General features: G+C 69.7%; 14 protein-coding genes and 1 pseudogene. 4 read left to right on the top strand and 11 right to left on the bottom strand.

What is annotated here, in order from left to right:
• Positions 1-5: 5 nt before the first annotated feature.
• Genes ACQCO7_RS37930 through ACQCO7_RS37910 form a run of 5 tightly spaced genes read right to left on the bottom strand, consistent with a single transcriptional unit; the run spans position 6 to position 4,165 of the window.
• Positions 6-371, bottom strand: a complete 366-nt coding sequence (locus tag ACQCO7_RS37930; RefSeq protein ID WP_464076056.1) for a cupin domain-containing protein — start codon at positions 369-371, stop codon at positions 6-8.
• Complete coding sequence (locus ACQCO7_RS37925) at positions 371-1,219, bottom strand: fumarylacetoacetate hydrolase family protein (RefSeq protein WP_464076055.1); 849 nt, start codon at positions 1,217-1,219, stop codon at positions 371-373. Before ACQCO7_RS37925 ends, ACQCO7_RS37930 begins: the two co-directional genes overlap by 1 nt.
• A gap of 24 nt (positions 1,220-1,243) precedes the next feature.
• Entirely contained in the window at positions 1,244-2,515 is a 1,272-nt protein-coding gene (locus ACQCO7_RS37920) for a glutamine synthetase family protein (protein WP_464076054.1), read from the bottom strand.
• Positions 2,505-3,278 carry an HpcH/HpaI aldolase family protein gene (locus ACQCO7_RS37915; protein WP_464076053.1) on the bottom strand — a complete coding sequence of 258 codons (774 nt, stop codon included), beginning with the start codon at positions 3,276-3,278 and terminating at the stop codon, positions 2,505-2,507. The genes ACQCO7_RS37920 and ACQCO7_RS37915 overlap by 11 nt, the downstream gene beginning before the upstream one ends.
• A complete protein-coding gene (locus tag ACQCO7_RS37910) occupies positions 3,275-4,165 on the bottom strand; it encodes a DODA-type extradiol aromatic ring-opening family dioxygenase (protein WP_464076052.1) in 891 nt (296 codons plus the stop codon). Before ACQCO7_RS37910 ends, ACQCO7_RS37915 begins: the two co-directional genes overlap by 4 nt.
• Positions 4,166-4,253: 88 nt before the next feature.
• Here ACQCO7_RS37910 and ACQCO7_RS37905 point away from each other — a divergent pair, with 88 nt between their 5' ends.
• On the top strand, positions 4,254-4,829 hold the full coding sequence (locus ACQCO7_RS37905; RefSeq protein WP_464076051.1) for a helix-turn-helix domain-containing protein: 576 nt from the start codon (positions 4,254-4,256) through the stop codon (positions 4,827-4,829).
• Here the strand turns inward: ACQCO7_RS37905 and ACQCO7_RS37900 are convergent.
• Genes ACQCO7_RS37900 through ACQCO7_RS37880 form a run of 5 tightly spaced genes read right to left on the bottom strand, consistent with a single transcriptional unit; the run spans position 4,814 to position 9,156 of the window.
• A complete protein-coding gene (locus ACQCO7_RS37900; protein WP_464076050.1) occupies positions 4,814-5,371 on the bottom strand; it encodes an NADPH-dependent FMN reductase in 558 nt (185 codons plus the stop codon). The genes ACQCO7_RS37905 and ACQCO7_RS37900 overlap by 16 nt on opposite strands.
• Complete coding sequence (locus ACQCO7_RS37895) at positions 5,368-6,435, bottom strand: ABC transporter ATP-binding protein (RefSeq protein ID WP_464076049.1); 1,068 nt, start codon at positions 6,433-6,435, stop codon at positions 5,368-5,370. The genes ACQCO7_RS37900 and ACQCO7_RS37895 overlap by 4 nt, the downstream gene beginning before the upstream one ends.
• A gap of 2 nt (positions 6,436-6,437) precedes the next feature.
• Positions 6,438-7,232, bottom strand: coding sequence for an ABC transporter permease (locus ACQCO7_RS37890; protein ID WP_464076048.1), 795 nt, complete (start codon positions 7,230-7,232; stop codon positions 6,438-6,440).
• Positions 7,229-8,134, bottom strand: coding sequence for an ABC transporter permease (locus tag ACQCO7_RS37885; RefSeq protein ID WP_464076047.1), 906 nt, complete (start codon positions 8,132-8,134; stop codon positions 7,229-7,231). The genes ACQCO7_RS37890 and ACQCO7_RS37885 overlap by 4 nt, the downstream gene beginning before the upstream one ends.
• Complete coding sequence (locus ACQCO7_RS37880; protein WP_464076046.1) at positions 8,131-9,156, bottom strand: ABC transporter substrate-binding protein; 1,026 nt, start codon at positions 9,154-9,156, stop codon at positions 8,131-8,133. Before ACQCO7_RS37880 ends, ACQCO7_RS37885 begins: the two co-directional genes overlap by 4 nt.
• A 407-nt stretch (positions 9,157-9,563) precedes the next feature.
• On the opposite strand from ACQCO7_RS37880, the pseudogene ACQCO7_RS37875 reads away from it, so the two are divergent.
• Positions 9,564-10,218: pseudogene (locus tag ACQCO7_RS37875) on the top strand (ISL3 family transposase); the annotation flags it as partial.
• A gap of 310 nt (positions 10,219-10,528) precedes the next feature.
• On the opposite strand, the gene ACQCO7_RS37870 reads toward ACQCO7_RS37875, so the two are convergent.
• On the bottom strand, positions 10,529-10,765 hold the full coding sequence (locus tag ACQCO7_RS37870; protein WP_464076045.1) for a hypothetical protein: 237 nt from the start codon (positions 10,763-10,765) through the stop codon (positions 10,529-10,531).
• 201 nt (positions 10,766-10,966) lie between these two features.
• Between ACQCO7_RS37870 and ACQCO7_RS37865 the strand changes: the two genes are divergently transcribed.
• Complete coding sequence (locus ACQCO7_RS37865) at positions 10,967-12,463, top strand: ABC transporter substrate-binding protein (RefSeq protein WP_464076044.1); 1,497 nt, start codon at positions 10,967-10,969, stop codon at positions 12,461-12,463.
• Positions 12,460-14,163: an ABC transporter permease subunit gene (locus tag ACQCO7_RS37860; protein WP_464076043.1), complete on the top strand. Its 1,704-nt coding sequence runs from the start codon at positions 12,460-12,462 to the stop codon at positions 14,161-14,163. The genes ACQCO7_RS37865 and ACQCO7_RS37860 overlap by 4 nt, the downstream gene beginning before the upstream one ends.
• Positions 14,164-14,331: the final 168 nt, after the last annotated feature.

Below are 14,331 nucleotides of genomic sequence, written 5' to 3'. Positions count from 1 at the left end.
TTCTGTCATGAATGTGGTGCCTCGTCGGTCCATTCCGTCGCTCCCCAGGTGAAGCAGAGCAGCGTGGCGTCCTGGCCCGGCGCGGCCCCGTGCCAGTGCCGTTCACCTGCCGGGGCCTCGACCAGCGTGCCCGGGGCCAGTACGACGCCGGACTGGTCGTCGGTTCCGACGACGCCCGTTCCGCGGACCACGTAGATGAGCTGTCCTCCCGGGTGGGCGTGCCAGCAGGTGACGGCGCCGTCACTGAAGGCCACCAGGGCGACGTCGGGCTCGCCGTCCGCGGGCGCCGCGCGCAGCATGCTGAGCCGGACGTCTCCGATGAAGTGCCCGCCGTACACGCCGGTGGGTTCGCTCTCGCCGATGATGCGCATCACTTCACCACCGCACGGTTGCGCATGACACCGACGCCTTCGACCTCGGTCTCGACGAGGGTGCCGTCGCGCAGGTAGAGCGGCGGCGTCCGGGCCTCACCGACGCCGCCGGGCGTGCCCGTCCACACATGGTCGCCGGGCTCCAGGGTGACGAACCGGGTCAGCCAGACGAGCAGGCGCGGGACGGAGAAGATGAAGTCGCTGGACCTGGTGCGCTGCGTCTCCTGGCCGTCCACCCGGCCGACCAGTCCGATGTCGTCACGGTCGGACAGTTCGTCCGGGGTGACCAGGTACGGTCCGGTGGGCCCGAAGGTGTCGTACGACTTGGCCATGGAGAACTGCTTGATCGGTGGGCGGAACTGCTCCTCACGGTCGGAGATGTCCTGGCCGGCCGTGATCCCGGCCACCACGTCCCATGCCTCCTCCTCGGTGAGCCTGGTGCACCGGCGGCCGATGACGAGCACGATCTCGGCCTCGTAGTCGATCATCTCGCGCCCGGAGGGGACGACGATCTCGTCGTACGGGCCGGTGATGCTGCTGGGGAACTTCACCATCACGTGCGGCTCGTCCGGGATGGCCTTTCCGGACTCCTCGGCGTGGGTGCGGTAGTTGAGCGCGAGGGCGATGACCTTGCCGGGCTTGGGCACGGGCGGCCCGAGCAGGGCCTCGTCCAGCACCGGCAGCGTGGCCGTGGCCGTGGCGGTGAGGGCACGGAGCTCCGCGTGGTACGCCAGGTTGCTCAGGATGGCCGGATCCGACGTGAGCCGGCCGTTCGTGGCGGTCTCGATGTCGAGCACCCGGTTGTCGACGATGATCGCGGCTCGGCCGTTGACGTTCGCCAGTTTCATTGCGGTGTCCTTTCTCGGTGCAGGTCAGGCCCTGCGGAGGTAGTGGTCCCATTCCCAGTCGGTCACGGTGCGCTCGGAGCGTTCGATCTCGTCGTTCTTGAGTCCGATGAAGACGCTGACGAGCTCGGGGGCCAGGGCCTTGGCGAGCACGTCGTCGTCGGCGAGCGCGTCCAGTGACTCGCGCAGGGAGCGGGGCAGGGGGTCGGGGTTCTCGCGCGGTCGCAGGTCGTTGTCGATGCCGTCGATGCCGGCCTGGATGATCGCGGCCAGCAGGAGGTAGGGGTTGGCGCTCGCGTCGCCGCCGCGGACCTCCACACGGGTCGCCGCTCCCCGTTCCCTGGGGATGCGGAGGTAGCAGAAGCGGTTGTCGTCGCCCCAGGAGGCGGTGGCCGGGGTCAGGCTGCCCGGGACGAACCGCTTGTAGGAGTTGACGGTCGGGGAGGCGAACGCGCTGATGGCCCGGGCGTGCGCCTGGACACCGCCGATGAAGGCGCGGCAGAGGTCCGAGACGCCGCCGTCGTCGGAGGCGAAGGCGTTGACACCGTCCCGCCACAGCGACAGGTGGACGTGCATGCCGCTGCCCTCTCCGTCGGTGAAGGGCTTGGGCATGAAGGTCGCGGTGAGTCCTTCTCCCAGGGCGAGTTCCTTGACCGCGATCTTCAGCAGGAACATGTTGTCGGCCGCGGTCAGCGCGTCCGCGTGATGCATGTTGATCTCGAACTGTCCCGGCGTGAACTCCCGGTTGGCGCAGGTGACGGCGACACCGAAGTCCATCAGGGAGCGGTGGAGGCGCCCGAACGCGCCGTCCGGGTCGACCTCCCGCCCGATCATGTACGACGTTCCGTGCATCGAGTACGGCGTCCGCCCGTCGGCCCCGTGGAGGAGGTAGAACTCCGGCTCCGGGGCTGCCACGGCGTCGAGGCCGCGCTCCTTCAGCGCCGTGCAGGCGTCGCGCAGCACGGTACGGGAGCACAACCGTGACGGACCCTCCTCGACCAGGTCGGCCAGGAACCAGACGGCGTCCGGCTCCCAGGGCGGCCGGCGTGCCGTGGCCTGGTCGGGGACGGCGAGCAGATCGGGGTGCGTCTTCTGGTCGGGGAACTCCTCGCCCTCCAGAGGAGTTCCGGTGAGTCCTTCGATCAGGCTCACCTTGGAGTACGCCACCCCGTGGAGCAGGGAGGGCAGGAGAGAGGCGGGGAACTGCTTCGAGCGCTCCCGGCCGAAGAGGTCCGGGTGGATCAGCCGGAGCACCCGTGGATCGGACGGGGGTGGCTCGTTGGCCGGGTCACGTGACATGGGCGCTCTTCCTGTGCGGGAGTCGGGTGTGCTCGGTTGCCGTGCGGACGCTGCTGGCGATGTCCTTGCTCGCGCTCGTGAGAAGGGCCACGTCGCTGCGCAGGCTGACCAGGGTGTAGCCCTGGGAGATCCGGTGCTGTGCCTCGGCGGCCGAAGAGGTCTGAACGGCGGCCGTGATGCCGTGGCGACGGCACGCGTCCGCCACGCGCTGGATCGCGCCGTCGTGCACCGGGTCCTCCACCCGGTAGTCGGCGGGCAGCCCGAGACTGATCGCCAGGTCGGTGGGTCCGACGAAGACGCCGGTCAGCCCGGGGGTGGCCGCGATGGCGTCCACCTCGGCCACTCCTTCGGCGGTCTCCACCATGGCGAAGCAGCCGACGGGTTCGGCGGCGCGGCCGGTGTGGAGCAGACGGATCGGCCCGTAACTGCGCCTGCCGTGCGGCGGATAGAGACAGCCGGCCACCGCCGAGGCGGCCTCGGCGGCCGTCGACACCATGGGGACGACTACCGCCCGGGCACCGAGGTCGAGGGCCCGGCCGATGCAGGCGTGGTCCCCGGAGGCGACCCGTACGATCGGCAGAGCGCCGGCGAGTTCGACCGCGGTGATCAGACCGTGCAGGGCACTCTCCGCGAACAGCCCGTGCTGGGCGTCGATCAGCAGGAAGTCGTAGCCGCAGCGGGCGTGCAGTTCGGCGCTCTCGGGCGAGGGCAGCAGTATGAACGACCCCAGCGCGGCCCGGTCCCGGGGCAGGGGGATGGTCATGAGCGGCCGGTCCAGCCCGACTCGGGCCGGTCGAACCACAGGTGCACCTGCCCGGTGCCGAGCGCGTTCTCGTACTCGCCGAACTGCCGGGCCGCAGCCGTGCATTCCGCTCCACCCAGCGCCCCCGCCAGCATGAGGTAGTGCGCGAAGCCCGCCTCAGGTTTGAAGGCGCGGAACTCGTCCATCGTGGCGAGCACCTTCCCGTGGTTTCCCTCCTGGAACCAGGCGATCCGTTCGAGGTCGGCCCGGGCGGCCTGCGGCGTCCTGATGTGCTCGATCGCCGCGGCGGTGTGCAGCGGCGTCTGCCGCAGCGGCCAGAAGGCGTGGGAGAGCGCGCCTGAGGCGATCACAAGGACCTTGCGGTCGGTGCGCTCCACGGCTGTCGCCAGCGCTCGACCGACCCGGAGGTGGTCCTCGGCCTCGCCGGTCTGGCACACCCCGATGGAGACCCACCGCTTGTCGGCCAGGCCGCGGCCCAGGTAGTGCCAGAGGTTCACCGTGGCGTAGTGGGTGGGCAGGTAGGGGTCGTCGATGCCGGTGATCCAGGCGTCCTGTTCCTTGCCCGCGCGGACCAGTTCGCCCGCCAGCTCCGGGTCCCCGGGCCAGTCGTAGGGGACGCGGCACATGCCACGGGGCAGCTCGTCGGAGGTGAACAGCCCCGCGCGGCGGTCATGGGCGGTGACCACGAACTCCACCGTGGTGGCCCAGTGGCTGTCCATGACCACGACGGTGTCGTAGTCGGCGACCTCGAAAACATCCCGGCGCAGCGCCTGGAGCCCGGTGACAAGAGTGATCTCCTTGCCGTCGTTCTCCTCAAGTCGCGCCTCGTGAGGGAGCATGATCAACGGCACGTGTGCCAGCAGCCCGGCTCCGACGATCTCGCCCATCGCAGCTCTCCTTCTCGCTCGTTGGTTACTGAAGTGGAACGTTCGTGTTCGTAAAAGGGACGGCGTAGGTATGGGGTACCGTGCTTGCGTGACCAAGCTCGGTACGACTCTCGCGGAGAACGTGCGGCGCCTTCGCGAGGCCCGCGGCCTATCGCTGAATCAGCTCGCCGAGCGTTCCGGCGTGGCCAAGGCGACGCTTTCCAAGGTGGAGCGTGAGAACACCAACCCCACGTTGGACACGATCACGGCGATCGGGGAAGCGCTCGGGGTGGACCCGATCAGCCTTCTGCGGTCCGAGGAGCCGAGCGGCGTGGAGGTCGTGCGTGCCAACGAGGGGTTGGACATATCCGACTCCGCCTCCATCGGTCGGGTGGTCAAGAGCACCCTGGTGGGTTCCGTCTTCATCGAGATTCACCATCAGATCTTCCGGTCGGGCCACACCGAGACCTCGATGTCCCATGGCCAGGGGGCCAGGGAACACGTCTTCGTGCGGTCGGGGAGCATTCAGGTCGGCCCGATGGAACAGCCGGCCATCATTTCGGCGGGTGACTACGCCAACTACGCCGCTGACGAGCCGCACCGTTGGGTGGTGCAGGGCAAGCGCGACGCCGAGGTGTGGATCGTGCACACCATTCCGCACCCCGCCGGTCACATCGTCACCTGAGTTCCGGCGCGTACGTGGGCGAGGAACGCCTTGACGTACGCGGCAGCCAGCGCCTCGGCGCGCGGGTCCGTCAGGCACCCGCCGGTGAAACGTTCGTGGGCGTTGAAGACCAGCAGCTCCGGCTTGGTCAGCGTACGGCTGTCCGCGCAGGCCAGCACCTGCCGCAGGACGATCTGCCCGCGCACGGTCCGCAGGGGACCCGTCGAGGCACCGACGATGCCCACCGGTTTTCCTCGCAGACTGGAGGCGCCGGCCGGCCGGGAGGCCCAGTCCAAGGCGTTCTTGAGTACGCCGGGGACCGACCAGTTGTACTCGGGCGTGGCGATGAACAGCGCGTCCGCGTCGGTGATTTCGCGGCGCAGGCGGGCGACCGCGTCCGGAGGGGCTTCCCCGTCGTGATCGGCGTCGTACGGCGGGATGTCCCGCAGCCCGTCGTAGTACTCGACCCGGACCTGTGGGGGGAACATCTCCCCGCACGCCCGTAGCAGCCGGGCGTTGAGGCTGTCGGCCCGGAGGGAGCCGCACACCGCGAGCACCCTCATGACGACGCCTCCGCCGCGACCACCACACCGTGGTCGGCGGGCCAGCCGACCTGGACGACGTCGCCCGGCCGCAGGCCGCCGTCGGCAGTCGCGGCGGGCTGTCTGACCGTGAGGGTGCAGCCGGGAACGTCCACGAGTACACGCTGCGATGCCCCGAGGTAGACGACCTCGGCCACGGTCCCCTTCACCCGGTTGCGCTCCGACGCGGCCGTGGACACCGACAGTTTCTCCGGCCGGACGACCACCGAGACGCGGTCACCGTCGCGCAGCGAACGCGCTGCCACATGCGCCCGATCCACCTGGATACGACCGCTGGGACAGGAGACCTCGTCCTTGTCCAGGGTCCCGGTGAGGACGTTGGAGTCGCCCATGAAGGTGGCGACGAAGAGCGACGTCGGCCGGTCGTAGAGATCGCGACCGGTGCCGAGTTGCTCGATCCGGCCATGGTTGTAGATCGCGATGCGGTCGCTCATGGCCAGCGCCTCGTCCTGGTCGTGCGTCACGTACACCACGGTCATGCCGAGTTCACGGCTGATCCGGGTGATCTCGACCTGGAGCGCTTCGCGCAGCTTCTTGTCCAGCGCACCGAGCGGCTCGTCCATGAGCAGCAGCTTGGGCTCGAACACGATGGCCCGGGCCAGTGCCACCCGCTGCTGCTGGCCACCGGACAACTGGGCCGGCTTGCGGTCGCCCAGCTCGGCCAGCTGAACCCGCTCCAGCGCCGCCTCCACGCGTCGGCGGGTGGCGGTGCGGTCGACCTTCCGCATCTTCAGTGAGAAGGCCACGTTCTCGGCCACCGTCATGTGGGGGAACAGGGCGTAGTGCTGGAAGACCATGCCGATGTCCCGCCGGAACGCCGGAACCCTGGTGAGTTCCCGGCCCGAGAGGACCACCGAGCCCGCGTCCGGCTCGGTGAACCCGGCGATCATGCGGAGTGTCGTGGTCTTGCCCGAACCCGACGGCCCCAGAAACGAGACGAACTCGCCTTCTGCCACGTCCAGCGACACCGATTCCACCGCGACGAAGTCGTGGTAGGTCTTCCTGACCTGAGTGAGGGACAACATGGTCACGTCCTCGTCCTCCGGGAGTCGATCCAGCGGAACAACATGATGAAGAGCAGGCCCAGCGTGCTCAGCGCCACCAGCAGGGTGGAGACCGCCGCGACGGTCGGATCGCTCTCCAGCCGGATCCGCGACCACATCTGCACGGGCAGGGTGGTGTACATCGGACTGGTCAGGAAGATCGAGACGATGAGCTCGTCCCAGGAGGTCACGAAGGCGTAGACGGCACCGATCGTGATGCCCGGGGCGAGGCCCGGCAGGATGACGTGCCAGAAGGTCGCCAGCCGCCCCGCACCCAGGCTCGCGGCCGCCAGTTCGAGCGCCGGGTCCAGGGTGCGCGCGCTCGCCGACACTGTCACCACGACCAGGGGGAAGGCCAGGACGGTATGGCCCAGGACGAGCCCGGTCAGCGTTCCGGTCAGCCCCGACCTGGCCATCACGGAATAGAGCGCGATCGCGGTGATCACCGTGGGGACGATCGCGGGCCCCAGGATGAGGGCGTTGAGCAGACCGACACCGCGGAACCTGCCACGCACCAGGGCCAGTCCGGTCGCCGTTCCGAGGACGACCGACAGCAGTACTGTCCACAGCGCGATCCAGAGACTGTGCAGTGTCGCCTGCTGCCACTGCACGTCGGCGAAATACCGCTCGTACCACTGGGTGTCGTAGCCCGGCGGCGGGAACTCCAGCAGGGCGCCCGACGTGAACGACATGGGGACCAGGACCAGGCTCGGGGCCGCCAGCAGCGCTGCCACACCAAAGGTGACGACGGCCAGCGGAGCCTTGCGCAGCGCGTTCATCGCTCCACCTCCGTCGAGACGAGGTCACGGATGCGGACGAATCTGCTGCCCACGGCAAGGACGGCGAACGTGGCCAGGAGCAGCACCACCGCCACGGCGCTGGCCGTGCCGAAGTCGGACCGCGTCTGGACGAGGTCCACGATGAGAGTGCTGATCATCGTCGACTCCGGCCCGCCGAGGATGGCCGGCGCGATGTAGAAGCCCAGCGACAGGACGAACACGAGCAGGCAGCCGGCGTACACGCCGGACAGGGTGAGTGGCAGGAAGACCCGGACGAACGCTCGCACGGGGGAGGCGCCCAGTCCGGTCGCGGCCCGGACGAGTTCCGGATCTACGCGGCGCATGGCCGAGTACAGCGGGAGGATCATGAAGGGAAGCAGGATCTGGGACATGCCCACCGTGACCCCGAAACTGGTTCTGATCAGTGGGACGGGATCGTCGATCAGATGCACGCGCATCAGCAGCTTGTTGATCAGGCCGCTGTCCTGGAGCCAGATCTGCAGGGCGAAGGTGCGTACGAGGAAGCTCGTCCAGACGGGCAGCAGGACGACCGCGATCAGCAGTGCCTGCAAGGCCGGTCTGGCCCGAGCCATGACGTAGGCGAACGGGTAGCCCAGCAGCACCGACGTGAGGGTCACCAGCGCCGCGACCCGGAAGGTGCGCAGCAGGGTCTGCCAGTAGAGGGGGGTGTCGATGAACACCCGGTACACCTGGGGCGAGGGGTCGGTGAGGCTCCGCCGGACGATCTCGATGAGCGGGAAGCCGAACATGACCAGCAGGAACAGCGCTCCGGGCAGCGCCACCCACAGCCATCCGTCGATACGGCGCCGCGGTCGACGGCCGGCCGGGGCGGGCGTCTCGATCGCCGGCTCGGCCGGAATGACGGTCTGCTGCGCGCTCATGACTGCAGCCAGGTCTGGAACCCGTCGCCGACCTCGTCGAGGTTCTTGTCCCACCACGTGTCGTTCTGGGCCGCAGATCCTTGCAGATGGCTGGACGGCAGCCAGGAGACCAGCGTCGAGTCCGCGGCGGCCTTCGCGTCGGCGGTGCCCGGACCCACCGGGTAGTAGGCGGAGATGGCACCGTTGCGTTTCGGCGAGGTGATCCAGTCGATCAGTTTCATCGCCTCGGCGGTGTGCCTGCCGCCCTTCGGTACGACCAGGTAGCTGCCGAAGACCATTTGCTGGTTCCACTGGATCGCGACCGGCTTCTTCGAGGTCACGGCGAGGTTGTAGGCACGCGGGGACCAGATGCCGCCCATGACCACCTCGCCGCTGCTCAGCAGTTGCTCGGACTGTGTGCCGGTCTCCCACCACACGATGTCCTTCTTGATCGTGTCCAGTTTCTTCAGAGCCCTGTCCACGTCCAGCGGATACAGCTGATCCGCGGGCACTCCGTCGGCGAGCAGCGCCGCTTCCAGTGCTCCGGAGCCCACGGACTTGGGCAGCGCGCGCTTGCCGGGGAACTTGGCGGTGTCGAAGAAGTCGGCCCAGTCCTCGGGCGTCCCGGAGACCTTGTCGGTGTTGTAGGCGAGCGTGAGCGCGCTGGTGTTCTCCGCGATCCGCCACCGGGTGTTGGTCAGGCCGCGCAGCGGAGTGGCACAGGCCGTCACCCGGGCGCAGTCGATGGGGGTCAGGTACTTCGACTGGCTTTCCATGCCGTAGTCGCCGTTGACGTCCACGACGTCCCAGCCGACGTTCCCGGCTTCCGTCATCGCCTTGATCTTGCCGTAGTCCACGGGGCCGGTGACGAGCACCTTGATGCCGGGGTTGGCCGCCTGGAAGCCGTCGATCCAGGCTTTCTGCTGCGCGGCCTCGTAGGGGCCGCCGTAGGTGGCGAAGGTGAGGGTGACGGAGCCGTCGGCCGCTCCGTTCGCCGCCCCACCGCAAGCGCCCACCAGGAGCGCGCTCAGCGTTGTTCCCACGGCGGCGATGGCTCGTGAGCGCCGGACAGATCGAGACATCCTCATGACGGGCCTCCTGGGCCGGGGGTGGGCCTTCCGAGGCCCTGAGGGGAGGTGTGCGCTCGGCGCGAACGCCATGTCTGTATCTTTTAAGAGCATGCGTAGCGTATTTCAAGAAACAGCGACTAGGCAAGAGGGCTGTCGAGATCCGCAGAATGGATCATGTGGTGCGGGAGATCCTCCCAGCCGTCCGATGCGAAGGCGGGCGACGTAGGCGTCCGAAGAGCTGGCACCGTTTGTGCCGACAGGCCACAGGCTGGTGCAACGAACTCCGGTCCGGCTTCGACGCCTGGAACGGGTGTGTCAATTTAACGGCCCTGTCTCGCTTCCGGTGGTGACGGAGAGTCGTGAGGGTCGTTGAACTTCGCGTGAAGGATGTCAACGAGCTTGTGCAGACGGTGTTTTCGGGTCTGTTCCCGCTGGCCATAGATGACGTGGTCGACGAGGGTGAGCGGATCGTGGTGCGGGCGCGGACGCCGCAGGACATGGCGCCGTGTCCGATGTGCGGTGTGCAGTCGGGGCGGGTGCACGGCTATCACTGGCGGACTGTGGCTGACGTGCCGGTCGACGGGCGCCGGGTTGGTGGTCCGTGTGCGGGTGCGGCGCCTGGTGTGCCCCACCCGCGGCTGCCACCGCACCTTCCGCGGGCAGGTGCCCGGAGTCCTGGACCGATACCAGCGACGCACCACCCGCCTGACCAGGCAAGTCAAGGCCGTAGTCAAGGAGTTAGCGGGCCGGGCGGGGGCACGTCTGCTGGCGATACTCGCGGCAGGCGTCTCGCGTCACACGGCTCTGCGCACCCTGTTGCGCATCCCGCTGCCCGCAGGACGCACGCCTCGAGTGATAGGCGTCGACGACTTCGCTCTGCGCCGGCGGCACCGCTACGCCACCGTGATCATCGATGCCGAGACGCATGAGCGGATCGACGTACTGCCCGACCGCACGGCCGACACCCTGGAGGCATGGTTACGCGAACATCGGGCCGTTGAAGTCGTGTGCCGCGACGGCTCTGCGACCTACGCCCGGAGGACGCCAGCCCCGCCACATCCCGCGCCCACTGGTACTCCACCAGCGTGTCCATGAAGAACAACTGCTCGTCTTCCTCGCACGCGCCACCGCCGTACCGACGCTGCAACAACAGCACGTCGCTCGGTTCCGGCTCGCCGTCCAGCAGCACCGAACTTGCGGACGGTGGCTCGCCGGGCGGCGGCACGAGGGATAGCACGCGAGTCCTGGGATCTGCCACGAACAAAGAAATTACAGCAGTGACTCCTGAAATTCAGGCGAACTACCTACAATCCAGGACGAAGGCTCGCGGAGCCTGACGACGCTCCTACCTGCTGAAATGGGATGACGTGTCGTCCAGCAGCTCAGACGAACCCGCTCGCACTCCAGTTAGCCACCAGTTCCCGGCGGCGGGCTGGCCGGGGGCGTAGCGCAGGAGCAGGACGCGGCCCGCGCCGTCCAGGAGGAGGACGCAGGACGCCAGCAGGGTCTGCGGCTGGGTCTTCACCCACTCCGCTCTCGGCAGCCATGCCTGCGGGTTCTCGACGGTGACGGTCTCGTCCACGGCGGGTTCCTTCCTGCGGAGGGTCGACTCGCCCTGGTCAACGACCGAGTTCCGCTCGGGGGACGGCCGGGTGTCCCGGGTCCGGGGCCCCGTGGTGGAGCTTGGTAAGGCTTGCCTTATAAGGTGTACATGTCCTCGGTCGTCGTACAGGCATATGTCCGTACGCCGGGGGCGCGTTCGTTCCCCGTCGACAGGACATCCATGCGCACCACCTCCCGCGGTCTGCTCGCGGCGCTCGCTCTCACCCCGCTGCTGGCCGGCTGTTTCTCCTCGGGCGGGTCCGGTTCCGCGCAGGGTTCCGACGGCGGACGGCTGCGGGTCGCCCTCGCGGTGCCGCCGGCGCAGGCGCTGTCGCCGTACAGCAACGACGCGACCGTCCTGAGCAAGCTCTCGGTGACCGAGGGGCTGACCGCGCTGGACAAGAACGGCGCCGCCGCGCCCGCACTAGCCACGTCCTGGAAGCAGACCGCGCCCACGACCTGGACGTTCGACCTGCGCAAGGCGACCTTCCAGGACGGCACTTCGGTGACCGCCGCCTCGGTCGTGAACGCCCTCGACCACGCCAACTCGGCCGCGACCAAGCCGCGTGTCCTGAGCGACGTCACCCTCACCGCGAAGGCCGACGACCCCGACACCGTCACCCTCACGACGAAGACCCCCGACCCGGTCCTCCCCCTGCGTCTGGCGAGCCCCGCGCTCGGCATCCTCTCCGCGAAGGCGTACGGCGCGAACGGCGCCGTCACCCCGGTCGGCACCGGCACCGGCCCCTTCGAAATCACCAAGCTGACCGGCAAGACGAGCGCCACGCTCGACCGGTACGACGGCTACTGGGGCGGCAAGGCGAAGGCGCCCGGCGTCGACGTCACCTGGATCGCGGACGGCACGGCCCGCGCGAACGCCCTGCGCAGCAAGGACGTCGACGTCGCGGAGTGGATACCGACCTCGCAGGCGAAGCTCCTCGACGCGGGCACCCGGCACGAGGTGCCGTCGGTGCGGACCGACAGCCTCGTCCTCAACACCCGCTCCGGCACGTTCGTGAACGCCGGGCTGCGGGCCGCCGCGCGTGAGTCCGTGGACGGTTCCGCGCTGGTCGGGTCGGTGTTCGGCGGGTACGCGGACGCCGGGCAGGGGTTGTTCGGGCCCGCCGTGTCCTGGGCCGCCGCCGACCGGGTCCCGGTGACCGGGCGGGCGGCTGCGGTGAAGGTCCCCCAGGGAACCACCGTGCGGCTCGCCACGTACACCAACCGTACCGAGCTGCCCGAGGCCGCGACCGTGCTCCAACAGCAGCTGGAGAAGGCCGGGTTCACGGTGAAGCAGGACGTGCGCGAGTACACGCAGATGGAGGCCGACCTCCTCGCCGGGAAGTACGACGCGCTCGTGTTCTCGCGGGTGACGCTGCTCGACACGGGGGACGCGGTGGCGTACCTCGCGAGCGACTTCACGAGCGACGGGGTGTACAACATCGCCGGGCTGAAGGACGCGAAGGTCGACGCGGCGATCAAGTCCGCCGCCGAGGAAGGGAATTCGGCCGCCCGGCACAAGAAGATCATGCGGGCCGAGGCGGAGGTCCTGCGGACGGACGCCGTGGTGCCGCTCGTGCACGAGAAGGTCGTGCAGGGGATCTCGGCGGACGTCGAGGGCGTCGTCCTCGACCCGCGTGAACGCTCGCTGATCACCGTCGGTACGCACCTGAAGTGACCGATTCCCGTACGGTCGCCGGCCGTGTCCTGGCCGGCGCCGCTCTCCTCGCCGCCGTCACCTCGCTGCCCTGGCTCTCCGGAACCGACCCCGCGCTGACGGTACTTCGCGCCCGCTCCGGCGACCAGGACCCGACGCCGGGCCAGTTGGCGGCCGTGCGGGAGCAACTCGGGCTCGACGAAGGCCCGTTGGCGCACCTCGTGCGGTGGCTCGGCGGGGACGCGGGGACCTCGTGGGTGTCCGGGGAGGCGGTGTGGCCGCAGGTCTCCGACGCGTTCGCGGTGTCGGTGACGATGATGCTGGGCGCGCTCGTCGTGACCGTCGCCGTGGTCGGGCTGGTGTGTGCGCGGACCCTGTGGCTGGGGTCGCGCGGGCGGCTGAGGCGAGCCGGGGGCGGGGTGTTCGCGGCCGTGCTCGCCGCGCTGCCGAAGTTCCTGCTGGCCTCGCTGCTCGCGACGGTGTGCGGGGTGTGGCTGGGGTGGCTGCCGTCCAGTGGGTGGGAGGGGCCGCAGTCGATGGTGCTGCCCGCGCTGGCGCTGGGGGTGCCGTCGGGGGCGATGATCGGGGGGTTGTTGCAGCAGGCGTTGCCGGGGGTGTTCCGGGAGCCGTGGGTGCGTACGGCTCGCGCGTTCGGGCTGTCGCGCGGGTATGTCGCGCGGAACGCGCTGCGGCGGGCGCTGCCCGGGGTGCTGCCACAACTCCTGCCGACCGTCGTGGGGTTGGTGGGCGGGTCGGTCGCCGTCGAGAAGATCTTCAACATTCCCGGGCTCGGGCGGCTCGCGCTGGACACGGCGCTGGCCCAGGATCTGCCGCCGCTCCAGACGGTGACGCTGGTGCTGGTGCTGCTGGGTGTGGGGGCGGGGCTGGCGATCCGGGGTGTCTGCCGGGTGCTGCTCGGGCCCGCGCTGCGGGACGGGGCGTTGCCCGCGGTGCCGGTGGTGGGGGTGCGGGCCCGGGGGTGGCTCGCGGTGGTCTGCGGCGTCGTGCTGGTCTCGCTGGTCGTCGCCGGGTTGCTGCGGGATCCGGCGCAGGTGGACACGGGGGCGCGGCTGCTGTCGCCGTCGTTCCAACACCCCCTGGGCACGGACTCGTTGGGGCGGGACATGCTGGCACGCCTGGGGCACGGGGCGCTGCGGACGGCTTTTGTGGCGTTCGCCGTGACGGGGGTGAGCGTGCTCGTGGGGCTGCTGCTGGGGGTCGCCGGGCGGGTGGGGGCGGGACTGACGGAGGTCGTGTCGACGCTGCCGGCCGTGCTCGCCGGGTTGCTGACGACGGCGGTGACCGGGCCGTCGGTATGGGGAGCGGCGCTGGCCGTGTGCCTGGTGGGCTGGGCGCCGTACGCGGCCCAGACGGCGGCGCTGCTGGCCCAGGAACGGGCCGCCGGGCACACGCTGGCGTCCCGCTCGCTGGGTGCGGGGTCCGCGTACCTGCTGCGCCGCCACCACATCCCGGCGGTCCTGCCCGCCGTGATCCGCAACGCGCTGCTGCGGCTGCCGACGACGGTCCTCGTCCTCGCGTCGCTGGGCTTCCTGGGGCTCGGGGAGCAGCCGCCGACGCCGGAGTGGGGGCGCCTGATGTCGGAGAACCAGCCGTATCTGGAACTGGCGCCGTGGACGGTGCTGGGGCCTGCGGGGGCGCTGGTACTGCTGGCGGTGCTCGCGGTGTCGGTGTCGGGGCGCGGCCGGCGAGGGGTCGTCTGACTACCCGCGCGTAGCGGCGAGTTCGGGCCGGGGTCGCTCGCCAGTGCCGGCGGCCGTACGGCGGCGCCGGGGTGTGCCGCGTCGGGTGCGGTCGCGAACTCGGGCCGCCCGCATCCGATTCTGGCCTGCCCATATGCCGGTCGGGGTGCCTCCGGATTGCGAACACGC

It is taken from the genome of Streptomyces saintjeani (assembly GCF_055409605.1).
This window is presented reverse-complemented; position numbering and strand designations above follow the sequence as displayed.